At 55.1% G+C, this 23,190-nt stretch carries 19 protein-coding genes; 4 read left to right on the forward strand and 15 right to left on the reverse strand.

The genetic code is table 11. The features are described 5' to 3' along the window. Positions 1–339: 339 nt before the first annotated feature. Complete coding sequence (locus MKX64_RS06745) at positions 340–2,079, reverse strand: two-component system sensor histidine kinase NtrB (RefSeq protein ID WP_341035571.1); 1,740 nt, start codon at positions 2,077–2,079, stop codon at positions 340–342. Positions 2,080–2,293: 214 nt separating this feature from the next. On the opposite strand from MKX64_RS06745, the gene MKX64_RS06750 reads away from it, so the two are divergent. Beyond that, entirely contained in the window at positions 2,294–3,568 is a 1,275-nt protein-coding gene (locus MKX64_RS06750; protein ID WP_095398571.1) for a BaiN/RdsA family NAD(P)/FAD-dependent oxidoreductase, read from the forward strand. Positions 3,569–3,603: 35 nt separating this feature from the next. Here the strand turns inward: MKX64_RS06750 and MKX64_RS06755 are convergent, their stop codons facing one another. Beyond that, the gene (locus MKX64_RS06755) at positions 3,604–4,896 is read right to left on the reverse strand and encodes an ABC transporter permease (RefSeq protein ID WP_341035572.1); all 1,293 of its coding nucleotides are present in this window, start codon (positions 4,894–4,896) and stop codon (positions 3,604–3,606) included. 19 nt (positions 4,897–4,915) lie between these two features. Beyond that, a complete protein-coding gene (locus tag MKX64_RS06760; RefSeq protein ID WP_341035573.1) occupies positions 4,916–5,647 on the reverse strand; it encodes an ABC transporter ATP-binding protein in 732 nt (243 codons plus the stop codon). 259 nt (positions 5,648–5,906) lie between these two features. Between MKX64_RS06760 and MKX64_RS06765 the strand changes: the two genes are divergently transcribed. Continuing rightward, the gene (locus tag MKX64_RS06765; protein ID WP_095265997.1) at positions 5,907–6,368 is read left to right on the forward strand and encodes a MarR family winged helix-turn-helix transcriptional regulator; all 462 of its coding nucleotides are present in this window, start codon (positions 5,907–5,909) and stop codon (positions 6,366–6,368) included. Positions 6,369–6,395: 27 nt separating this feature from the next. Here the strand turns inward: MKX64_RS06765 and MKX64_RS06770 are convergent, their stop codons facing one another. The 11 genes from MKX64_RS06770 to MKX64_RS06820 all read right to left on the reverse strand — a co-directional run bounded on the left by MKX64_RS06770 (position 6,396) and on the right by MKX64_RS06820 (position 20,666). Further along, complete coding sequence (locus MKX64_RS06770) at positions 6,396–7,451, reverse strand: glycoside hydrolase family 53 protein (RefSeq protein ID WP_445670818.1); 1,056 nt, start codon at positions 7,449–7,451, stop codon at positions 6,396–6,398. 165 nt (positions 7,452–7,616) lie between these two features. Next, positions 7,617–8,495, reverse strand: a complete 879-nt coding sequence (locus MKX64_RS06775; protein ID WP_095265995.1) for a carbohydrate ABC transporter permease — start codon at positions 8,493–8,495, stop codon at positions 7,617–7,619. Positions 8,496–8,518: 23 nt separating this feature from the next. Further along, a complete protein-coding gene (locus tag MKX64_RS06780) occupies positions 8,519–9,409 on the reverse strand; it encodes an ABC transporter permease (RefSeq protein WP_095265994.1) in 891 nt (296 codons plus the stop codon). 346 nt (positions 9,410–9,755) lie between these two features. Beyond that, on the reverse strand, positions 9,756–11,444 hold the full coding sequence (locus MKX64_RS06785; RefSeq protein WP_095398568.1) for an extracellular solute-binding protein: 1,689 nt from the start codon (positions 11,442–11,444) through the stop codon (positions 9,756–9,758). Positions 11,445–11,546: 102 nt separating this feature from the next. Then, positions 11,547–13,178, reverse strand: a complete 1,632-nt coding sequence (locus MKX64_RS06790; RefSeq protein ID WP_155618794.1) for a response regulator — start codon at positions 13,176–13,178, stop codon at positions 11,547–11,549. Further along, complete coding sequence (locus MKX64_RS06795) at positions 13,175–14,947, reverse strand: sensor histidine kinase (RefSeq protein WP_341035574.1); 1,773 nt, start codon at positions 14,945–14,947, stop codon at positions 13,175–13,177. Before MKX64_RS06795 ends, MKX64_RS06790 begins: the two co-directional genes overlap by 4 nt. A 277-nt stretch (positions 14,948–15,224) precedes the next feature. Then, positions 15,225–16,775, reverse strand: a complete 1,551-nt coding sequence (locus MKX64_RS06800) for an MDR family MFS transporter (RefSeq protein WP_341035575.1) — start codon at positions 16,773–16,775, stop codon at positions 15,225–15,227. Positions 16,776–16,938: 163 nt separating this feature from the next. Further along, entirely contained in the window at positions 16,939–18,579 is a 1,641-nt protein-coding gene (locus MKX64_RS06805) for an ABC transporter ATP-binding protein (RefSeq protein WP_341035576.1), read from the reverse strand. Between the two features lie 6 nt (positions 18,580–18,585). Next, positions 18,586–19,116 (reverse strand): ECF transporter S component, encoded by a 531-nt coding sequence (locus MKX64_RS06810; RefSeq protein WP_095266052.1) that lies wholly within the window; start codon positions 19,114–19,116, stop codon positions 18,586–18,588. A gap of 190 nt (positions 19,117–19,306) precedes the next feature. Then, a complete protein-coding gene (locus MKX64_RS06815) occupies positions 19,307–20,065 on the reverse strand; it encodes an energy-coupling factor transporter transmembrane component T family protein (protein WP_095398564.1) in 759 nt (252 codons plus the stop codon). 19 nt (positions 20,066–20,084) lie between these two features. Beyond that, positions 20,085–20,666 (reverse strand): GNAT family N-acetyltransferase, encoded by a 582-nt coding sequence (locus MKX64_RS06820; RefSeq protein WP_341035577.1) that lies wholly within the window; start codon positions 20,664–20,666, stop codon positions 20,085–20,087. A gap of 372 nt (positions 20,667–21,038) precedes the next feature. On the opposite strand from MKX64_RS06820, the gene MKX64_RS06825 reads away from it, so the two are divergent. Continuing rightward, a complete protein-coding gene (locus tag MKX64_RS06825; protein ID WP_155617633.1) occupies positions 21,039–22,043 on the forward strand; it encodes an alpha/beta hydrolase in 1,005 nt (334 codons plus the stop codon). A 97-nt stretch (positions 22,044–22,140) separates the two neighbouring features. Here the strand turns inward: MKX64_RS06825 and MKX64_RS06830 are convergent, their stop codons facing one another. Then, positions 22,141–22,446, reverse strand: coding sequence for a hypothetical protein (locus MKX64_RS06830; RefSeq protein WP_095265986.1), 306 nt, complete (start codon positions 22,444–22,446; stop codon positions 22,141–22,143). 208 nt (positions 22,447–22,654) lie between these two features. Here MKX64_RS06830 and MKX64_RS06835 point away from each other — a divergent pair, with 208 nt between their 5' ends. Next, complete coding sequence (locus MKX64_RS06835; RefSeq protein WP_095398562.1) at positions 22,655–23,146, forward strand: GAF domain-containing protein; 492 nt, start codon at positions 22,655–22,657, stop codon at positions 23,144–23,146. The last annotated feature ends 44 nt before the right edge of the window (positions 23,147–23,190 follow it).

The raw sequence follows: 23,190 nt of genomic DNA on the forward strand, positions 1-23,190 counted from the left end.
ATGCGTACTTGGGGCCATGATGAATGTTTCATAAAGCCGAAAACAAGGAGGACTCTAGTGCCCCTTGGCCTACGGAATAGACCCGGCTGCCCGCCTCCATCGACATTATAAAAAAGCGAGCGGTATCTGCTCCGTCGCAATACCGCTCGCCCGTCATCCCGGAGTCTAGGTAGCCGGATAGTTCACGCCGTCCTTCTTCTTGTCGGCGATCGGTTCGCCGCGACGCTGTGTATTGTCCCGCTTTTGCTGCTCCTGCTGCTTGGAATCGTTTTTGCTCATCCGATAGTGGCCTCCTTTTCAAGTAAAACTCCACTATATTATGTCTTCTCCAGAAGCAGCTTATTCGGCGGAAGCAGCCGATGCAGCACTTGCAGACGGAAGAACAGACTGGGCATAGGCGCGAAGCGGCAGTCTGATCTTGAAGACCGTCCCCTTCCCTTCCTCCGAATCTACGGCAATCGTGCCGTTATGCCGCTGTACAATGCTAAGGCATAGTGCCAGACCGAGACCGGTCCCTTTGCTCTTGGTCGTGAAGAAGGGCTCAAACAATCGCCCGCGCTCTTCTTCCGGGATGCCGATTCCCGTATCGATAATGTACAGTTCCACGTCATCCTCGGAACGCTTCGTTTCAATCGTGAGCACACCTTTTTCCTTCATCGCTTCCATGCCGTTGCGGCACAGATTCAAGATCAGCTGCTTGATTTCCTTCGGATTGAGCTGCATGTTTGGCACCGCTGTCGCCAGCTTCAGCTCAATGCTCTGTCCGCGCAAGTTCGCATCGGCCCACAGCAGCGGGCTAAGCTCTTGAATAATGTCATGGAGATGACAATCCTCTTTCTCCTGATCACGGTTCTGGGCCAGGGACAGAAAGTCGTTAATGATGCCGTTGGCCCGGTCAAGCTCCTCCATGACGATCCGGTAATAATGATCCAGCTCATCCGGACTCTTCTCCTTCATCAGCTGCAGGAAACCGCGGACAACGGCCATCGGATTGCGGATTTCATGCGTGATGCTGGCCGCCATCTGCCCGACCAGGCTGAGCCGCTCGGCATTGCTGAACTCTGTCCGCATGCGTTCGAGCTCCGTCATGTCGTGAAGGATGCCAACCACTTCGGTGACCTCCTCCTGATATAATCGGCGAAGCGGGAACACACTGACGGAATATACTCTGGAGCCGCAGCGAACGATCTCTCCATTCGTTTCTTCCCCGAGGAGAGCGTTATGAAATTTGGAATGTATGTATTCTTTTTCATGCGTTTGCTCCAGCACGTCAATCAGCGGCTCCGCTGCAAGATCACGGGATGTCAGATGCGGGAAGATCGACTTCAGGTTAGCCATGAACAGCTGGTTGGACGCAATGACGCCACCCTGGCGATCCACCGTAACCATCCCCAGCGGCACCATCTCCAATAATTTTTGCAGTCCATCGCGCGATTGCTGCATCGTATAATAACGGGTGTATATCAGCCGTTCTTGCGTAGTCTCAATCCCATACACGATAAATCCGGCGAGAAAAATACCGGTCAAAACATAAAGAATCATAACCAGCAGCTCATCGGGGTCCAGATGATAGTTGTTGATCTTGCCATCCATCACACGGGAAGCAATAATAATCAGCATGGCCGGTATGAGTCCGCTCCATAACCAGCCGACCTTCTCCATCTTGGAGCCTTTGCTGAAATGTGCTGAGTACCATGGGAGGAAGGGATAAGCGATCCAGACCGCAAGCAGCGGGATCAGAATGTACGAGAATTCGCCGATCCATGCCAGAAGCATAATATAGGTGGCAGCAAGCACAATTCCATCCCTTCTGCTGCCGTATAAAATACCGATAAACAAAGGAACGATCCCCAAATTCAGAGGCACGTAAAACTCATTCATCGAGGAAATCAGAATGCATAGCAGCATGCTGACTCCGCATGTGATGACAAAATGCTTGCGATAACGGAAGAAATCCATATCCTTCTCTTTATGCCTGTTCAGACTTTTCCATTGTCTGTCTAGGAGGAGCGGGACCTGAAAGATCAAAATGGCGGATAGCAGAACTTGCAGCATAATATCTTTCAACAGACCTAGCACAATGCGTCATCACCTCAATTGGTCAATGCCCTCAGTTATTTTTGATTAAAACACAGGCGACATGAGAATACAATATGTTCCAGAGGTGTAGGCAAGTATATCGAAACGCTGTCGTGGGCCATCCTTGTCCGAAGGTAGGAATGTTATACGCATGTGGATATAATAGAGTTACAATAGATGAACATATATACCCTTAAAGGAGCTACTATCAAACATGCCTGATTATGATGTAATTGTTGTCGGCGGCGGTCCCTCCGGGCTGATGGCCTGTGTCGCTGCGGCGGAAAGAGGCGCTTCTGTGCTTCTTGTAGATAAAGGGGACAAGCTGGGGAGAAAGCTCGGCATTTCAGGCGGCGGAAGATGCAACGTCACCAACGCCAAGAACGAGGATGAGCTGATTGCGAATATTCCGGGCAACGGAAGATTTTTATATAGCGCTTTTCAGAACTGGAATAACCGGGACATCATGGTCTTCTTCGAAGGACTCGGCATTCCGCTCAAGGAGGAAGACAACGGAAGAATGTTTCCGGTGACCGACAAGGCTTCAAGCGTCGTGAACGCCCTGATCGGCAAAGTGAAAGAGCTCGGAACCGCCATTCGCACCCTCAGCCCGGTCAACCGGGTGCTGTATGAGCATGGCCGCGCGGCAGGAATTGAGCTGAAATCCGGCGAAGTGCTGTCCTCCGCGTGCGTCATTGTCGCCACAGGCGGACAATCCGTTCCGCAGACCGGCTCTACCGGTGACGGTTATCCGTGGGCGCAAGCGGCCGGGCATACCATTACCGAGCTGTACCCAACAGAGGTCCCGATCGTATCCACAGAGCCTTGGATTGCTTCGAAGGAGCTTCAAGGGCTGTCCTTGCGCAATGTTGAACTGTCGGTATGGAACCCGAAAGGAAAAAAGGTGATCGCCCATCAAGGGGATATGCTGTTTACGCATTTTGGCGTATCGGGCCCCATCGCCCTGCGCTGCAGCCAGTTCATACGCCAGGTCCAGCGGAAATTTGATACGGTGAATGTCGATATGGCCATCGACTTGTTCCCTGAACAATCGCAGGCCGAGGTAGAGACAGAGCTCAGAGAGCGTCTGGAAGAAGAGCCGAGAAAGAGCCTTAAAAACATGCTGAAAGGATGGCTTCCGGAGCGCTTGATCCCCCTGATCCTGTCCAAAGCCTCCGTCGATGCGGAGCTCGTATGCAGCCACGTGTCCAAAGCCTCAATAACCACACTGGCTGCCACGGTAAAAAAATTAATGTTTCGCGCCTCGGGCACGCGCTCTTTAAAGGAAGCTTTTGTGACTGGCGGCGGGGTCAGCTTGAAAGAGATCCAGCCGAGAACGATGGAATCCAAGCTGATGCCGGGACTATTCTTCTGTGGGGAGATTATGGATATTCACGGGTACACCGGTGGTTATAACATTACAGCTGCATTCTCCACCGGCTACACCGCCGGCAAATTCGCGGCTGAAGCGGCGGTGGGCAGTCGCTGATACAGCAGGTCAAGCCGCTTCAGGGCAGCCGAACGCTAATCATTAGCTTCGGCTGCCCTTTTGTTTACTGATTGGATTCCCCGCTCCTCCTTATACAGCGGCCAAGCGGTCAGACTCGGAACGACCCACACCGACAAGGCGGCAAGAACAAGTCCAGCCAGCAGTCCCAGAAGCGGAGAGAACATCGTCATGCCCGCTGTAACCCCATACACTGCAGCAGGAATTGCCAGGAGAGTGCCTGCTGCCAGTTTGCCAGCGCTCCGGAACTGGTCATTGCTGAATGGCAGCACCGCCACGAAGTCCGATTTGGCAAAACGCGCCCAGCTCGTATTCAGCCAATACGACATCATCAGCAGCAGGGCAGCAAGCACGATTAGCTTAATGATAGGCGGAGGCAGCCAGATAGCCGGAATGCCAAGCGCCGTAATCTGAATATACATGAGCAGACTTTCCGGATTTCGCAGCAAAGCCTTGATCCCTGCACTGGCCAGCCGCTTATCCGCGCCTCTGCTATACAGTCTGCCTGACTTTCGGAACAGCCATGGCTTGCTGCGTATACTCGGCGGTTTTCCGACCGCCTGGGTCAGCAGCTTTTCGGTCAGCTGCACCCGCACCTTGGCATCTTCACGGACATCCGTCAGGAAGGTGGCGCGAAGCCTTACCCGCATCCGGACGAGCAGGAGCAGAACGGGCACCAATATCGCAATCGCCCCCCACATCAGCCCTGGCCGGTCGCTGCCCCACGTCGCGACCAGAATATATCCCCACAGCGAGACGATCCGGGTGATGCCAGCCCACAGGCGGTGCCTCCAGCCCTTATAGCTGACGGCAATCATCCGGAACGCAACATTGGTGCACCAGGAACAGACGGCCGCAAGCGCCAGCAAAGAAATCAACGTCCCGATGCTCAGTCCGTAGGCTGCCATCAATACGGGAAGAATAAGCGCCGTCAGCAGCATTCCCCTTAAAGTGGACACCAGCTGGCTGTAGATGATCCCCCGAATCATCAAGCCTTTCATCCATGCAGGGTGTTGACGCAGAAACAGGACATCAGCTTCTTCCATAAACAGCAGCAGCCGTCCGGAGAACAGCAGCAGCAGGACCGCTGCCGCCCCCTGGAACGGAATAAGCTCTATCCAAGCAGGAAGAGGCCTCGTCAGAAAGTCACGATAAAGCCTGATCCCGAGCAGCAGCCCGGGAATGAGTATGTACAGCATGATGACCCAATCCACAACAGCGCCGATATTGGAGCGCTGGTAAGACCAGTGGGATACAAGCCGGCGCCGGAAGATCGCGTTCGGGCTGGCAATCCTCTTGTTCGTAGTCATACGCTTCTCCCCCCGTCCGTCATGTCAGCACATCGAAGCAGTCAAACAATGATCCCTGCGGCAGGCCGGCTGCCTCACGGATGTGCTCCAGTGATCCACGGGATGCAATCTGACCGCCTGATATGAGGATGAAGGAATCGCATATTTTCTCCGCTGTGTCCAGCACATGGGTGGACATCAGCACCCCTGCGCCCCGGCGGCGTTCATCATCCAGCAGGCGCAGAAAATCCCGGGTCGCTCTCGGGTCGAGCCCGATAAACGGCTCGTCCACGATATAGACATCGGGCTTGGCCAAAAAACCGATCATCAGCATCATCTTCTGCCTCATGCCTTTGGAGAACCCGTTCGGAAGGTCATGCTTCACCTTCTCCATATCGAATTGCCGCAGAAGGGCTGTCGCCTGCTCCTCAAAATCCTGATCGCCCATGCCAAATGCAGCGGCAGCCAAATCAAGATGCTCCCATAACGTTAAATCCTCGTAGAAGACCGGATGCTCAGGGACATAAGCGTATCTTGGCGGGTCGCCTGCGATGCTGACCTCGGCCTTGCAGTTTTTCAGCAGGCCCAGAAGCGCCTTGATCGTGGTGCTCTTCCCGGCCCCGTTAGGCCCGATCAGCCCCAGCAGCTGACCGCGAACGACATCAAAAGAAATATGATGGATGCGAGGCTTGCCAGGCTCATAGCCAGCCTCATCGATATGTACCTTCAGAACCGTTTCAGCAGACATGCTTGCTGCAAGTCCATCATGCATATATAGAAACCTCCCGGATGATCGATTGTGAGAGTGATGCTTCTTCTTATTTACGTTCGCTGTGCCGAATGGTTGCATTATGGACACCCGTTGGTACGCTTGCAGGTCATATAGAAGCCCCGGTTTTTAATTTTCAGGATTTTCGTAAATTCGTCCGCTGAATGTGACAAATCACATGTTGCCGCCCGGCCCTTCTGTCGTAAGGTTAAAGTAAATTATCATTCAGGGCGATAAGTCCGGAAAAAAGGCGGGAGAACGCATGAGTGTGTCACATGAAAGAGAGACGCAGTTTTCTTTACACCTGTATCGGGTGTTTGCCAAATCATTCAAAAGTGTCAGCACACATGTGGCAAACGGAGCTAGAATTGACGGTCTGAATCCGACAGCCTTTGCGGTGATGGAGGTTCTGTACAGCCAGGGTCCACAGCCCATCCAGCAGGTCGGAGCACAGCTGCTGCTGCAGAGCGGCAACGTAACCTATGTGGTGGATAAGCTTGAAGCTAAAGGGTATGTACGGCGCAGGCCATGCCGTGATGACCGGAGAGTGATCTTTGCCGACCTGACCAAAGCAGGAAGAGCGCTGATGGATCAATTGTTCCCTCATTATACGGAACAGATCCATACAGCGCTCAGCGGATTAAATGAAGCGGAGAAGTCAGAGCTGCTGACTCTGCTGAATAAGCTGGGGGATAGGGCTGAAGCGGTATCGCATCCATTGTGAGCGCTTTAGCTGCGACCCGTGATTCGATTAATCCCTGAATCCCTCCAGCGCCATTGTGGGTCTGCCGTCAGATTGCCAGGCCCCTTTGTTATATCCTCCATTATACCCGGGCACGGCTTGCGGCTCCCAATAGAACACACCCAGCCCCGTGCCTCCGGGTAATTCGCGAACCTTGGTTTTGATGCTGCTGATGAAGCTTTTTGCGGCAGCAGCCTGATCGTAATCCATCCCGATCTCGGTTATCATGATGCTTCTGCCATAATTCGAAGCCAGTTCCTTCGCGTTGGCAATCGTCTGATCCACCTTGGTTGCCCAGTCCCCAGCTTCCGGATACAAGGACATTCCGATCAGATCGAAATGGGCTCCGTGATTGATCAGTCCGCCGATATTCCAGTGATACAATTCGCGATCATAGCCGTTGGACAGATGGACAATGGTCCGTGTTTCCGGGTTTACAGCTTTCACCGCATTGTGCCCCGTATTAACCAGCCAGGCATAATTTCTCATATTTCTCGAAGCTCTTCCATCCTCCCAGAGCATGCCGTCATTCGTTTCATTTCCGATCTGCACCCACGCCGGAGTCACGCCATGCTGCTGCATCGTATTCATGACATACACGGTGTGGGCGTAAACCGCATCCATCAGCTGCTGAAAATTAAAGCTGCGCCAGGCGTACGGTTTGTTCTGCTGTCCCGGGTCCGCCCAGGAGTCGCTGTAATGCAGAGTGAGCATGATTCTCATGCCTTTATCCTGAGCCCGGCGGGCAAGCCGCGCCGCCTGTTCTGCATTCATGTATCCGTTCATATAGTCGTTCATGTTCGGATTCACCCAGACCCGAATGCGGGCTGCGTTGATCTGATAGTCCTGTCTCAGAATGTCCAGAATATCCCGCCTAACCCCGTTCTTGTCCCGCCAGCTGTAGCCCTGGGCTTCCATTCCGGCTACCCAGCTGATGTCCGCGCCCTTCACAAATGCATCCGCTGCGTTCAGCCGTTCACCATCCATGAACCCGAAGGATGAGGCCAGCATACCCAAACATAACACCATCTTAAGCCATACCCCTTTCTGCAGCCTGATTACCATTACCCTACCTCCTGAATGAATACAATTTTCCGGCCGGTAATTGTATTGTAAGCGCCGTCCATGCAGATCTACATGGCATTATGTTAACAAACAGGCTGTTTTCCCAATAAAAGTAACCCGTGGGACGCGCCTCCCGCCTTTGCATCCCCGGCATGAAGCTGAGCCTTATTCTTTCACAGATCCGAGCGTCATCCCTTTCACAAAAAATCGCTGCAAAAAAGGATACACAAGCAAAATCGGTGCTGCCCCGATAAAGATCTGTGCCGCATTGACCGTTGTTTGCGACAGCAGCTCCATCTCTTTCGGGCTCATGCTCATCGTGCTCATATCCTGCTGGATGATCACCGTCTGCAGGAAAGTCGCCAGCGGAAAGTCGCGGGAATTGTTTAAATACAGCAGCCCGTCAAACCAGGAATTCCAGTGAAACACCATGCTGAACAGCGCAATTGTGGCGATCGAGGGGAGCGACACCGGCAAATAGATGCGAAACAGCGTCTTGAAATGCCCCGCTCCGTCAATATATGCCGCCTCCTCCAGCTCCTTCGGAATCCCTCTGAAAAAGTTCAGCATCAGGATCACCAGAAACGTATTCACCGCACCTGGCAGTACAAGCACCCAGAACGAATTGATCAGCCCCAGCTTCTGGATCACGATATAGAAAGGGACCAGCCCCCCATTAAACACCATGCTGAACACAAACAGCCAGGAGTACACACTGCGGCTGGCGAACACGCGCCGTTCTTTGGACAGCGGGTACGCCGCCAGGAAAGTTATGGCCAGCGTAAGCGCGGTTCCAAGCACGGTTCGGGCCACCGATATCCAGATGGAGCGCAAGAAGGCCGGGTTGTTCATCGTTTTCTTATAAGCTTCAAGCGAGAAATCAACCGGCCACAATCCGATGAGGCCAGCATCCGCTGCCGCTTTGGAACTGAATGAAATGGCCAGCACATGAATCAGCGGAATGATGCAGAGCACGGCCAATAAGACCAGCAAACCGATATTGAACACGTTAAAGATGCGATAGGGTATCGTTTTGTGATACACCTGCGGACCCTCCTCTCAGCGGACTAGAATATACGGTAGCCTGCCCATTTGTAAGCCATCCGGTAAGAAATCAGAATCAGGATCATGCTGATTACAGATTTGAACAATCCGATGGCTGTTCCGAATCCCATCTCCCCGTTCAAGATAGCTGTACGATAGACAAACGTGTCGATAATGTCTCCTTTTTCATACACAAGCGGATTATACAGGTTAAAAATCTGATCAAACCCGGCGTTTAAGATGTTGCCCAGCGCCAGCGTGCCGACAACGACCGTAATCGGGAGCAGCGACGGCATCGTGATGTGCAGCGTCTGTTTCCACCTGCCAGCACCGTCGATTTCGGCCGCCTCATACAGCGTCGGATTCACCCCGGCGAGCGCGGCCAGAAACACAATCGTGTTGTACCCGAATTCCTTCCATACATCCGATACAATGACCGTAAACCGGAACCAGTCGTTATCCCCCAGGAAGAAGATCGGCTGAACGCCCACTGAGGCAAGCACCCGATTCACAAATCCGTCCACGGCCAGCATTTCGATCAGAATTCCGCCCAGAATGACCCAGGACAGAAAATGCGGCAAATACACCATCGTCTGAATCGTCCGCTGCAGAGCCCGCTTTCTTATTTCATTGAGCAGAATCGCAAAGCTGAACGGTACGAGAAGATTAAACACAATTTTGAGGACCGCGATAACCAGGGTGTTCCAGATCACCTGGAGGCTGTCCTCCCTCTCAAACAGATAGCGGAAGTTGTCCAACCCCACCCAGGCTGAGCCCTGAATGCCCTCCCATGGCTTGTAATCCTGAAATGCCATAATGATCCCCGTCATCGGCAGGTAACTGAACAGCGCCAGGCAGATCAGCGCCGGCAGCAGCATGAGGTGAAACGGCCACGTTTTTCGTAAATTTTTCATGCGGTTCCTCCCGTTAAATCGATCTACAACCTCATTATAGGGGCCCCTCCTGCCGCGCAGTAGCTCACAAAACCAACATTCATGGCACGATCCCAATCAAAATTGCCGGGGCCTCGGAAACACCCCGATTCCGAGCATGTCGTGCAGATGCAGCGTGATGCAGTCACCACCTCGCCGAAGGCAGATAGCGTTACAGTCATAAGGCGGTTCACGTTCCGTTTAAGGGCGGTTGGCGATAAAATAAGGGCGTTAGCAATACCAGCCCCAGGCGGTCGGCATGACAGCCAAAGGCAGAACAGGGCCTATAACGCCCGCATCGCTGCGGAACGCTAAGGCCCTGCTACCGTTATTTCACGCTCTGATACCACTCGTTCACCTCTTGGGTGATTTGATCCCCGCCTCCGCCTTTCCACGACTTGACGAAGGCGTCAAAGGAATCCAGCGGCTGCTTTCCGTATATGATCTCATTCAGCGCCTGATTCTCGATTTTGTTCAGATAATCCCATTTCGATTTCATCGTTGTTGTGACAGGCCCTGTGAACATGTCCTTCTTGGAGATGTCCTCCTGGGTCAAGAGAACCTGTGCCGCGGCCGGCGTATCCTTGCCGTAGTTGACGGCGACATCTCTCTCCAGGCGCGTCTCAGGCGTGCCGCCATCCGCCAGCTTCATCAGCGCCTGCATCTGCTGGTCAGGAATGCGCGCGCCGTCCCGGACCAGCAAGTAACGGACGACATTGACGTAACCGCCCTCGATCTGATCATTAGGCACCATTTCACCGTTCCCATCCAGCTCGTAATCATAGCCTTCAAACATGCCGTATTCGAATTCCCCGCCCGGCTTGGAGACAGCGAAGTTGTCAAACAGATAGTTCTGATAGGTGAAAAAGGCTTCCGGATGCTTCATATCCTTATGAATCAGCGTGACTCCGTTCGTGTAGTGCGTGCCGTGCCGCATCGCCGTTCCATCCGGACCGGTCGGAATCGGAATTGGCTTCCATACCGCCCCCGGAGCATTCTTGACCGTGTCCTGCAGCGGCCATCCGCTCATCCAGTACGGACCTGGAATGATGCCTGCTGTTCCTGCCACAGCCGGTTCGGCCGTCTTGTTCTCATCCCACAGCGCCGCTTCCTTCGGAATGTAGCCGCTATCCATCCATGATTTGAGCTTCTTGAGCCCCTCCTTCATCCCCGGATGAACGGAGCCGTACTCCAATGTGCCATCCTCGGATTCATTCCACTGCTGCGGCAGCGTGCCGTATGCGCCGAATACCCAGGACGGGTCTCCCATCCAGGTGTTCATGGACGTCTTGAATCCGATGCTCAGCGGAATGACCTTGTCCGGGGCAAGCCCATCCGGATTCCGGTTCTTGAATGCATCCATCAACTGCTCCAGCTCATCCAGCGTCTTCGGCTCGCTCAGACCGAGCTTATCGAGCCAGTCCTGGCGAATCCACAAAATATAGTCATGGTTATAGGCAAAGTCCAGTACCGGAATTCCCATCCTCTTTCCATCGCGCGTATAAGGATTCCAGACATTCGGATCCTGGTTCATCGCATCCTTCCAAGTCTGTGAGGCATACTGGTCAAACAGCGTGCCGACTTCCGCAAACATCCCCGAATCGATCAGATCCTGGGCAAGCTGGTTGTTCTCCGTGCCGAGCGTAACCACCTCCGGCATCTCCTGACCCGAAGACATGGCCAGCCGGAGCTTGGTCGCAAAGGCGCCGTTGGTATCCGTGATCGACCACAGCGACTTGATATTAATGCCGAATTTCTCTTTGGCCCAGCGTGTGGCTACATTGTTCTCAATCGTCTCTCCGTTCTTGAATTTCAATGTAGGATCAACGCCCCACACGGTGGTGATCGTAACTTCCGGCTCGTATTTCTCTTTGTAGGCGTTTACAGGTTGGTTCTCCTCAGGCGCTGCTCCCTCTTCACCGCCGCTGCCGCTGCCTCCGCCTGCGCATCCGGCCAGGCTTCCTGCCAGCAGAATCGACACCGCCAGCAGCTGCAGCCAGCCCTTTCTTACCCACATATCTACTCCCCCTTTGGCTCACGACTTTATAATTTCATTATAGAGGGACGCGGCCCGCACAGCCTATGTCACGAATCGAACATTTCTGCACCTTTGGCAACATCATTGCTCCCTGTACTCATGGGGTGTCATTCCATACAGCTTGCGGAACATTTTGCTGAAGTACTGCGGGTTCTGGTAGCCAAGCTCAGCTGTAATTTCGTATATTCGTTTGTTCGTATGCTTGAGCAGATAAAGCGCCCGTTCCATGCGCTTCCGGATAATATAATCGCCCAGCCCTTCGCCGGTCTCGCTTTTGTAGATCTTAGATAAATAGACGGGATGCAGATAGACTCTGTCTGCAATCGTTTTGACGGAGAGCTCATGACCGTTCTCGGCTGCCACCATGTCCTGTACCTGACGCACGATGCGGCTCTTGTGGCGCTGGTCCTGACCCGAGTCAATCTGGACCAGCTTGTCCAGCATGTCCAGGGACCATGCCCGAAGTTTACTCACCGATTGAATAAGCTGCTGAATATACAGCGGGTCCCAGCCGGCCTGGTCAAGCTGGTGAATTAAATATCCCTGCTTGTGTGCGATATACATATAAGCATTGCTTATGTGCAGAAACACCCCGTACAGCTGCGCTTGTCCGATGCAGGCCTGCTCCAGCACGGCAAAAACAGCTTCCAGCTTGCCGCGGGCATCCTCCCATTGCCTCGTCTCCAGCAGCTGATACAGGGCTGGCGGCTGGTCCAATTCCGCCACGGCTTGGATCAGCACTTCGCTTGAAGCTGCCGCTTCATTCATAAACCGGATTTCGCCGCGGTCGCTCTGGTCCAGCACATACAGCGATGACAGTGCCGAGCGATAAGTATCGGCCACGCCGCCGGGGAAGCGGAACATCGGCGTAACGAGCACCGAAATCTCCCCTTTCAAATAGCTGCTCACATGGTGCTGCAGCTGCTCGGCATACCCTTGCAGCAGCACCTCGGCCGGCTGTGTTCCGCTGCCGGCTGCCAGCCCCTGGCCATCCTGCCTCATCTGAGCCAGAAGAATCATGCAGTGATGAGGCGCCTTGCCGCACCATATGTGGAAGCGGTCCTTAAATACCTCTTCCGCCATATTCACGAGGGCATATTCCATCAAACCGGCCGAATGCTCATCCAGCCCCGTAAATCTGCTGCCTAGCTGAATGAGCAGCATCGCTGTATCCCGGTTCATATCGAAAGCGATTTCATATTCATTAAGCTTGGTTGTTAACATGGGAACAGAGAGCTCCCTGCCGAGTGCCAAGTCCTGCAGCAGCCGCGTCCTCAAGTGGCCAAGATCCGACTTCCAGCTGTGCAGCAGCTTGTAATAGCGTTCAAGCTCCATCCGCTCCTCCTGAATGGACCGGATCGCAGCCGCAATGCTATGGATGAACTCCCGGTCATCCACCGGCTTCAGAATATAGGCCGAAGCCTGCAGCTGGACGGCTTGCTTCGCATATTCAAAGTCCGAGTAGCCTGTCAGCAAAATGCAGCGGATATGCGGCCAGCGCTCCGTAATCGTCCCGATCAGCTCCAGGCCCGACATCTCCGGCATTCGGACATCCGTCACCACGATGTCAATATCCAGCTCCTCCAGCCTGTCAATTGCCATGAAGGCCGAGGAGGCTTGATACACCGCCTGAATGCCGATTTCATCCCAGGGAATCGTCTCCCTCAAGCTTTCGGTGACATAGCTCTCATCATCAACCAGCAATATATTCATCCGCTTCCTAACCTCCTCTGCTCCCGCTGTGCTTCAGCGGGCTGATGGTCCATCGCAACCGGCCAGTACAGCTCTGCCCTTGTTCCTCCCAGCGGAGAATTGCTGAAGCGCAGGCCGGCCTGTTCTCCATACCTGAGCCGCATTCGCTGATGGACGTTCCAGACACCACAGCCCATATTCTCATCCATAGGCCTGTTCATGCGGGCCTCAAGCTCCGCAAGCTGCCCGTCACGCATGCCGACCCCGTTGTCATCCACGATGACAACCGCCCTGCCGTCTTCCACCCGAAAGGAAACCTCGATTTCTCCCGGGCCTGCCTGAGGCTCGATTCCGTGCAGGACCGCGTTCTCGACAAGAGGCTGGATCACCAGCGGCGGAATCTCTATCGCCTGCTCCAGCGCATGCGATGCAATGCGATAGGTGAGACGATTCATCCGCAGCGTCTGAATGTTCAAATAATGAGAGACAAACTCCAGCTCGTCCGCAATCGGCACAAGCTCCCTCTCCTGCCGGGTCGTATAACGGAAATAGCGCGACAGACTATGGGACATGGCGACGACCGCCTCGTATTTTTTCAGCTTGGCCATGCTCGTAATGAACGAGAAGCAGTTATAGAAGAAATGCGGATTGATTTGCGACTGGAGCTGCTTCAGCTTCGCTTCCCGGACATGGATTTTCTCCAGGTACACTCGCTCGAACAGCTCTTGAATCTGCTCGACCATGGAGTTAAAACGGGCGGCCAGAAAGCTGAATTCATTCTTCCCCTTCACCTGCATCCGTACTGAATAGTCCCCGATCTGAAGCCTGCGAAACACATGAACCAGCTGTTTGACCGGCACCTGCACCTGGGAGTAGAGCAAGTAAGCGGTCACACAACCCATCATAAGCAAGGCTGCAATCGAGAGGTAAAACCGTTTGTTGGAGGTCATAATCGGCTGCATAATATCGGACAAGGGCAAATAATCGATCAGGTACCAGCCTGTCGCCTCCGACATCACGAGACTGACCGAATACGTTTTACCGTCCACCTTCTTGACACGGTTCTCCACCTTGTGCAGCGGCTCGCTGCTCAGCTCTGACAGAATGCTGCTGATCCGGTCCCGGTCAGCGGTCCGATTATAGATGACGCCGGTGCCCGGCTTGTAGTAAAACGGATCCCCTCTTCCGTCGCTTTTGAATCGATCCAGCATATCCTGAATGTTCGTGCTGTCGAATTGAACCTTCGTCACGGTGTTGTACCGGCCTGACATCGAGGAATACGGAGCGGCGGCATACCAGGAAAAAAGAAAGCGCTGCTCGCTTCCTTCCATATAAGAGGACACCTGCCAGCCCGGGGTCAAATGGCTCTCCAGCTCCGTATGGGAATAATAGCCGGCATCATTCTCTGTCACCACCCTGCCAAGAGACGGCGAATACACCGCCAGATGGCTGCGCCAATTCGAGGAGCTCTGCTGAAGACTCAGCTTCGTCTGAATCTGCTTGACCAGATTGATCGCGTCGAGGTTCAGATCATCGTCCTCCAGGTAAATTTCCCGGAAGCTTGAAATATCGGGATCATGCAGCAGCAGATTGGGCCATGAAGCCAGAATGTCGATGTCCGTGTTCACCTGATTTTGAAAAAAGACGAGCTGGTTCGTATTCGAAGCGCTCAATTCCCTGCTCAGCACCGTGGTTGTTGTTTTGTTGGAGTATAGATACAATCCCATAATCGGAATCAGCATCAGAAAAATAAACAGCACCATTTTGCGATACAAATTAAATCCGGACATTCAAAACATCCCCTGTTCCCCTATGGATGCGGACAGCATGCCAAATACGTTTATTATAATGGAGCAAGTCCTGGCGGCATACGGCATGATGACAAGGTTTTATGATGTTTTTGCAGCCAATTGACTTGAATTCATGAAAAAAGGTCTGTGATCAACCTGGAAGCTAGAAGCCCCGAACACAAATGCTTCATCCACGCAGCACGGCCTGCCAGCATTCATCACCCATCGGGTCATGGCGTGGCAGGCCGTGCGTTGACAATCGGCGCGCTAATGGCAATTACCGCTTCCGCTTCGGATCGGAAGTAGAAGTCTGAACTTCCGTTTCCGTCTCCCAGCCCTCCTCCGGTGCAGGCGGCCGGTTGCGGAAGGCCGCAACAATGAACAGCGTGAGCACGGCCATGCCTGCCATCACCATAAAGAGCGAGTGCAGGCTTCCCTCCAGCACCTGGCTCAATACACCGCCCGCGCCCTCAGGTAGCTCCGCCGCCTCGTGAGGAGACAGCAGCTTGTTGATATCCTCACTCGTAATGGCTGCAGCTTCCGGGCTGGCAGCAATCCCCTTGGCGATTTCGGCGTTGATCCACAGCCCGAACACAGCTACCCCCACCGTCTGGCCAAAGGTGCGGATGAAGGAATTCAGCGCGGTCGAGGCCCCGCGAACCTGATAACCGACCGAGGACTGGGCGATAATCTGGAACAAGGTGGAGATATACCCGAACCCCACGCCATATATGAATGTATAGACGAACAGCAGCCCCATCGGGGTGTCTTTTTGCGTGCTTACCAGCCCGGCAGCCCCGATGATCAGAGCGATCGTGCCGATGATGGCCGTCACGCGGGAACCGATTCGCGGAATGATCCGGCCGCTGATAATGGAGCCGATCAGCCAGCCGATCGACATCGGCGCCAGAGCCAGACCGGACTGAGTCGCATTTCCTCCTCGGACCCCTTGTATCCAGAGCGGCAGGTAGGTGCTGAGCCCGATAATGAGCGCGCTGACAAAGAGATTGGCAGCTGTGGACACCGCGATGTCCCGGATTTTGAACAGCCCGAGCGGCAGCATCGGCTCCTGCACCCGGCTCTCTACATATAGAAATGCCCCCAGCAGCGCGATCGAAGCGAACAGCAGTGCCAGCATGAAGGGCGAGGTCCAGGCATAGGTCTCTCCGCCGACCGCAAGGGCAAACAGCAGCGCCGTCGTTCCTACCGCGAACAACCCAGCTCCCGCATAGTCAATCGAAACTGAGCGCGGGCTGCGCTCTTCCAGAAAGTATTTATAGATCAGCCAGATCGACAATAATGCAAAAGGCACGTTAAACACAAAAATCCAGTGCCAGGATAAATAGTCCACAAAATAGCCGCCCAGAAGCGGACCGATCAACGAGGAGATGCCCCATACCGAGCTGATCATCCCCTGTACCTTGCCGCGCTCCTCCAGGTTATAGATGTCCCCGATAATCGTGAACGTCACCGGAATGACAGCACCCGCACCGATCCCCTGGATGGCGCGAAACACGATCAGCTGGGTCATGGACTGCGACAAGCCGCACAGGAGAGAGCCAATCAGAAATACCAGCGAGCCATAGAGGAATACCGGCTTGCGGCCATACAGATCGCTGACCTTTCCGAAGATCGGGGTGGTTACGGTCATCGTAAGCAGATACGCGGTAAAAATCCAGCTCATCAGGCTGACGCTGCCAAAGCTGCTGATAATGGCCGGACCGGCAGGCCCGACAACCGTTCCTTCAATGGCAGCCATAAACGTGGACAACAATAACCCTGCCAATATATAGCCGCGCTTGTCATGTTTTACTGTACTCAAGTCCATATACGCCCCTTTATTCTGTACGAGCCGCGGCTGCATCCCTATGTAAGTTCCGCCCCGCAAAAGGATTGACGACGAAGCTCTCGCTCCACCGGGACACAAATGCGGCCTACAGCATAAGAAGCCCTCCTGTACAGGAGCGCTTCCAACTTGTGTAATATTTCTATTATACTGTTTGCCCTGCCGGATGGGGAGTCTTGACTTTTCCGTCCTCCAGATGGAGGATACGCGCGGACGCTTCCTGCACCCAGCCGGGATCATGTGTGATCATGAGCACGGCGGCGCCTTCCCCGATTACAAATCGGCACAGATGGTTCACGCGGTCTATCGCCGCATAATCCATGCCCGAGGTCGGTTCATCCAGAATATACAGCGGCTTGGGGATGACAAGCTGGCTGATCAGGCTGAGCAGCCGCTTCTCACTCTGGCTCAGCAGATAGGGGGATATCTGCTCGCGCCCAACAAGGCCGGCCGCTTCCAGCAGAAAGCTTGCCCGCTCCAGCTGATCGCCGGCAAGCCCGGTTCTGTCCCGGCTATGCGCTCCCGCATGGAGCGCATAGACCAGCTCATCCCATACGGTCCAGGCGGTAAAGGTATGCTCCGGCTGCTGAAATACGTAGCCGATATGCTCTGCTCTCCGGTAAACCGGCAGCGCGGCCATATCCGCTCCCTGCCAGTACAAGCTGCCGGAATGTGCAGGCAGCAAGCCCATGATGAGGCGGCTGAGCGTGGTTTTGCCCGAACCGTTCTCCCCGGTGAGGAGCACCCATTCGCCGGGATATAGGCGAGCGTTTACGCAGTCAAGCGCCCTTCGGCCGCCGGGATACGCGAAGCTCAGCTCGCGTATGTCCAGCAGTGCCGAAGATGCGCCAGCGGCGGGCGATGCGGCGCCCGGCCCGCCCTTGGCCGAGGTGGCCGGGGCGTGTAATGCCCCGGCGCCGGAGGCCAGCGGCGGAGCGGCCGCTGGCGAAGCTGCCGCTTCCAGCGCGGCAGCTCGCGCCCCGGCGGCAGGCGGGGCGGCCATCGGCCCGCCCGCCGGGCCCGCGCCCCGGGAGCCTGCGGCCCGGGGCAGCACGCCCAGCTGCGCCAGCTGCTCACCGCAGCGGCGCAGCAGCTCCTCCGGCGGCGCGTCCAGCACCGCGCGGCCGCCGTCCAGGACGATGACGCGCTGCGCTGCGCGCGCGACATCGTCAAAGCGGCCGGACGCGGTGATGAGCGTCCGGCCCTCGGCCTGCAGCGTGCGGCACAGCTGCAGGAAATCCGCCTGCGCCGCAGCGTCCAGGCTGGCGCAGGCGTCGTCAAAGACGAGCAGCCGCGGCTTAAGCGCCAGCACCGCGGCGATCGCCGTCCGCTGCCGCTGTCCTCCGGACAGGCTGCGGACGGGGTCTGCGCGGCGGTCCAGCAGCCGGACCGCCTGCAGCGCTTCCTGGACCCGCCGCTCGATTTGCTCCGGCGGGACCCTCATGTTCTCAGGGCCGAACGCCACCTCGTCCTCGACAATGCCTTGGACGAGCTGGGCATCCGGGTCCTGAAACAGCACCCCCGCCGCCTCCGTTACCGCCGAGAGCGGCGCATCCTTCGGGTCGATTCCGTCCAGCTGTACCTGACCCGCCCGAACTCCGCCCCCGCTTCGGGGCAGAAGCCCGTTAAGCAGCTGGCACAGCGTTGATTTTCCGCTGCCGCTGGGGCCGACAATAGCCACCCATTCTCCTGAGCGGATGGCCATCGTTACGCCTTCCAGGGCTGGCCGCTCTTCTCCGTCATATGTAAATCCGAGCTCGGTACAGATGACCTCCGTGCCTTTCATACCGGGTTAACTCCGCGCCCCGGCCGCAAACCGCCGCAACAGCCCCGATTTGACGAGCGCGTCGCCAAGCACCTTCGTCAGCAGGCCGCACACCACAATGCCGCTGGCAATCCGGACAACAAGCGCAGCGCCAAGCACGCCAATCGGCCAAGCGGTATAACCGAACATGATCGAAGCAAACAGGAACCACAGCGGCACCATCGCGCCTCCTGTCAGCATCATTACGCCCGCACTCCAATTCCTGTAACGGAAGATGGCAAAGATCGCCTCTGCCACTACCATATAACAACCAGCGGCTACAAAGCATGATGCGATGCCGTAAACCGTTCCCGTTAAGGCCTGAATGGTTCCTCCTATGGCAAATGTCAGCACGGCCGTACCCGGCTTGCGGATGATGTAATAGGCCAGCAGACCGTAAACCATATAAATTCCGGTCGTTGTCGAGGTTGCAATCGGCCCCCCGAGGCTGGTGAGCAGCTTGTTAACCGGACCGATGTACACTGTGATCACCGCATTGACCGCAGCCAGCATCGCCATCAGGATAATCTCCTGGGTTGTAAACGAGAACCATTTATGATGGGTAGAAGCGGATGAAGACACTTGAACTCCTCCTTGAACTGCACTTCCCTTGCTTCTTCGGAAGTGTTTCACTGAATTTTGTTACTCTAGTATTTTGCCTTCTCCGATCCGAAACGTCAACCTATTTTATTAATTTAAGGTTAACAATTTAGACAATCCAGCACACAAGCAAGGTCAATAGCACGCCAGCTGCAGCCGACCACGGGCTCCACCAAGGAATCGTAACCGCTTTGCGAAACGTCCGATCCGGGAAAGCGCCGAAGCCTTTGCTTTCCATCGCTCCGGCCGTCTGCTGGACCCGCCGCAACGCATTCAGCAGCACCGCGGTGACAAACCGCCCCCACCAGCGGATGCGCCCCGTTATCCCTTTCGGCGGACGATGCCCCCGCACCTGATGGGCGGCCAGGATCTGGGTGCCCTCTGCCTCAAGCAGCGGAATGAACGTCAGGGCGGCCGAGATGCCAAAGGCGAACCGGTACGGCAAACGAAGCCTCACCACCATTTCTGTCACAAGCGCTCTTGGATCGGTGGTCACGATGTACACCAGCGACGACAGGAACAGCACAATCATGCGCAGCGACATTGCAGCGGCGGCATTCAGCGCCTCGGCGGTGAATGCAAGCGGCCCCCATGCGAGCACAACCGTCTCGCCCGATGCCGTAAGGCTCGTAAGTACAAAATACGGAACAGCCACAATCGCAATCAACCGGATGCCCCTGGCAATCCGCATCCATGACAGACCTGCAAGGCCGCGGGCTGCCGCGATGCACAATAGCAGCAGCCCGGCCTGATGCGAGAAATGATCCAGCACCATGGCCATCACCGCCACGCAGAACAGCACCGTCATTTTGCTAAGAGGATCCATTCTGTGCAGCAGCGTATTTCCGGTTTCAAATTGAATCAACACATCCAACAACTCCTAGCATCTAAGCCTTGGTCTGCGGCGGAAGAGCATTCCACTCCCTGCGCAGTATGGACAGGACCACCGCATCCACAGCGCCTCTGTCCGAGTAACGATATTCCCGCAGCGTCCCTTCAAGGACGAAACCCATTTTGTGAAAAAAAGCGGTCGCTCGCCCATTATCCCGGTCACAGTATGCCTCGATCCGGTTCAATTCCATCTGCGAGAAACCATAATCGATACATAGAGACAGCGCTTCTTGCATATAGCCTTGGCCCCAGTAGGCGCTGGCGAGCTCACAGCCGATCTCCCCGCGATACACCCCCTGCAGCTGCCACAAATTGTAGCCGCAGCTGCCGATCAGCGTTCCCGTCTGTCGCAGCTCAATGCCCCAGCGCAGCGCTTCATCCTCTTCAGCCAGCTTGTTCAGCGAAGCGATTAAAGCGGCGGCGGCCTCCGCCCCATTGATCGCCGGGATCTCCAGGAATCGAGCTGTTTGCGCATCCGCCCAGCACGCATACATCGCTCGTCCATCCGAAGGCTCCATCCTTCGGAGTCTGATTCGCTCCCCTGTCAGCTCGGGAATATCGCCTTGACAGCGGTACACAGGCATCTCTCCTTTTTCGGCTCATCAGAATCCGTGTTTGGCTTCCAGCAAGGCATGCGCTGCGGGGAATGAGGGAACTGGCCATTTACACGGAAGTTGGGCCTCTCAATTTTTGATCATCAGGAGTGGCAAACCTTATTTTCGGTGATACTACCCGTTGTCAGCTATTCGCAGCATGCGATTCCAGCCGCTTCCGGGTACAATATAGAGGAGTATAGGCAGCGTTCGTATCGATGAACAGCCTGCTATTCGATTAATCCTAGAACCCTCGTTGTGGAAAACAACCTTACAGCTATATTGATTCATCCGAAGCACTCCCGTCAATACTGCATCCACGCATGCATAACCGAAACAAGGAGGCCAAGTGTAAAGATGTACATTACTATCTCCATTCTGCTGGTTATTGTGATTCTTGCTGCCGCGATTACACAACTCGGATATTTGCAAATTACGAGAATGAGAGTAAGAAATGATCACCTTCTGTTCTCCATTCTGGAAAAAGCCGGGTTATACAGCAGGGAGCGTTATGAGGCGCTTGAGAAACAAGAGGTCGTGATCACCAGCTTCGACGGCCTGAGGCTGTGCGGAGACGCTGTGGAGCGTCATCCCGGCTCCAAGCGCTGGGTTATCGTCGTTCACGGCTACACTGGATCAAGGGCGTTTTCTACTCAATTTATCGATATGTTCGTGGAGGAAGGCTGCAATGTCCTGCTGATTGACCAGCGCAGGCACGGCAGAAGCGAGGGGCGCTTTACCACTTACGGATATTACGAAAAATATGATGTGCAGGCATGGGTTCGCTGGCTTACCCGGGAATACGGAGCGGATATCAGCATCGGACTGCACGGTCAATCACTGGGCGGCGGAACAGTGCTTGAATACTTGGCGATCGCCGACCCTCAAGTCAAATTTGTCGTTGCCGACTGCCCTTATTCCGATCTGACCGAGCTGCTAAGGCATCAGTTGACCACGCTGAACAAAATCCCTTCCATTCCGTTTCTGTCCTGGGTGGCCTCCCGCATCCGGCGCAAAGCAGGCTTCAGCGTAGAGCAGGTGAGCCCGATCCGCGCCGTGCGGGACAGCCGCATCCCGGTTCTCTTCATCCATGGCACGGACGACAACTACGTTCCGACCCGGATGAGTATGGAGATGTACGAGCAGAAGCCCGAACCGAAACGACTGCTGCTCATTAACGGAGCCATTCATGCCAACGCCTATCATGTCGATCCGGCACTGTATCGGTCCGAGGTGCAATCGTTCACCCGGACTTATATCGGATCGCCGGATCATGTTCGTTCCGCTGTCCCATCATCGGAATCCGAACCGTCCGGCTCAGGTTCAGGCACATCGGTTGAGAACCGCATTGCCCCGGCCTGAATCGCAACAGACAACACAACAGCCCTCCCTGACGGTAACTGCCAATGCAGCTTCCTTCCGCCAGGGAGGGCTGCTATTCTGTTCACATCTTAGCGTCTTAGACCGCCGAATCGGCCTTCTTCATCTTGACCGGCTTCAGCACGAGATCGACGAGTTCACCCAGCTTGCGCTGGATCTCCTTGAATTCCTCAATGCCTGCTCCGGTTATGCTGTAGCTATCGCCGTGGGCGGTCAGGAAATTGTCCTGTGTCAGCCGCTCAAGCTCCAGCTTGACCTCTCGGTCTGCCACCTTGTATCCTTCCCGTTCCAGCTCCTCCTGCATGCCGCTGATCGTAAGATCCTGCTCATGGGCACGGTATAGCATGTAGATGCCGATTAACAAGTTTTGCACGTCTGCCCGCATGTTTGCTTCTCTCCCTTCCGGTTCAGTGTAGCGAACGACCATTCAATGTTCATTACCCTTCCACCTGCAACCGGAATCACGGCCAGCCCTCCTTGCTTGGCTCCGTACGTTAGAGCCATGCTTGACGAACCCGTCACCATGTACTATCTTGGAGCATGGATACATCTGATATCATCAGCCATACTATACGGAAAGGCGGGATTTCGCCGTGTTTCAAAATATACCTTACGAGGGCACCCGAAGCGAGCAGCAGGCTCAGGTGCTTGGTCAATTAAAAGCTCTTATCCACGACGAACCAAGCGCCATTGCCAACCTGGCCAATGCGTCGGCGCTGCTTGGACATTTTCTATCCGATATTAACTGGGTCGGCTTCTATCTGTACGATGGCAAAGAGCTGGTGCTCGGCCCGTTCCAGGGACTTCCAGCCTGCATCCGGATTCCGCTGAACCGCGGCGTATGCGGAGCAGCCGCCTCACAGCGATCAACCGTGGTCGTCGAAGACGTCCATGCCTTCCCCGGCCATATCGCCTGTGATGCTGCTTCCAACAGCGAAATCGTTGTCCCGATGATCGTGAACGGCGAGCTGTACGGTGTGCTTGACATCGACAGCCCGCTTAAAGGACGCTTTGATGAAGAGGACCAGGCCTTCCTGGAACAATTTGTGCGCCTGCTCGAAGATCAGCTTTCGGTCCAGAATTAACAAACCCTGCATGTTTTTGTGTATTCCTCCACACACTAATCTGG

Origin of the sequence: Paenibacillus sp. FSL M8-0334, from assembly GCF_038000405.1 — a bacterium.
GTDB lineage: Bacteria > Bacillota > Bacilli > Paenibacillales > Paenibacillaceae > Paenibacillus_AQ > Paenibacillus_AQ campinasensis.

Excerpts from the sequence above, each read along its gene's own strand:
- MKX64_RS06780 (WP_095265994.1), bottom strand. The coding sequence starts at position 9,409 with ATGAAAAATTTACGAAAAACGTGGCCGTTTCACCTCATGCTGCTGCCG.
- MKX64_RS06785 (WP_095398568.1), bottom strand. The coding sequence starts at position 11,444 with ATGTGGGTAAGAAAGGGCTGGCTGCAGCTGCTGGCGGTGTCGATTCTG.
- MKX64_RS06795 (WP_341035574.1), bottom strand. The coding sequence starts at position 14,947 with ATGTCCGGATTTAATTTGTATCGCAAAATGGTGCTGTTTATTTTTCTG.
- MKX64_RS06800 (WP_341035575.1), bottom strand. The coding sequence starts at position 16,775 with ATGGACTTGAGTACAGTAAAACATGACAAGCGCGGCTATATATTGGCA.
- MKX64_RS06790 (WP_155618794.1), bottom strand. The coding sequence starts at position 13,178 with ATGAATATATTGCTGGTTGATGATGAGAGCTATGTCACCGAAAGCTTG.
- MKX64_RS06830 (WP_095265986.1), bottom strand. The coding sequence starts at position 22,446 with ATGCGGGCAGACGTGCAAAACTTGTTAATCGGCATCTACATGCTATAC.
- MKX64_RS06750 (WP_095398571.1), top strand. The coding sequence starts at position 2,294 with ATGCCTGATTATGATGTAATTGTTGTCGGCGGCGGTCCCTCCGGGCTG.
- MKX64_RS06810 (WP_095266052.1), bottom strand. The coding sequence starts at position 19,116 with ATGGCGATGCTGGCTGCGGTCAATGCGGTGATCACAGTGTACATCGGT.
- MKX64_RS06765 (WP_095265997.1), top strand. The coding sequence starts at position 5,907 with ATGAGTGTGTCACATGAAAGAGAGACGCAGTTTTCTTTACACCTGTAT.
- MKX64_RS06760 (WP_341035573.1), bottom strand. The coding sequence starts at position 5,647 with ATGCATGATGGACTTGCAGCAAGCATGTCTGCTGAAACGGTTCTGAAG.
- MKX64_RS06805 (WP_341035576.1), bottom strand. The coding sequence starts at position 18,579 with ATGAAAGGCACGGAGGTCATCTGTACCGAGCTCGGATTTACATATGAC.
- MKX64_RS06770 (WP_445670818.1), bottom strand. The coding sequence starts at position 7,451 with ATGGTAATCAGGCTGCAGAAAGGGGTATGGCTTAAGATGGTGTTATGT.
- MKX64_RS06825 (WP_155617633.1), top strand. The coding sequence starts at position 21,039 with ATGTACATTACTATCTCCATTCTGCTGGTTATTGTGATTCTTGCTGCC.
- MKX64_RS06755 (WP_341035572.1), bottom strand. The coding sequence starts at position 4,896 with ATGACTACGAACAAGAGGATTGCCAGCCCGAACGCGATCTTCCGGCGC.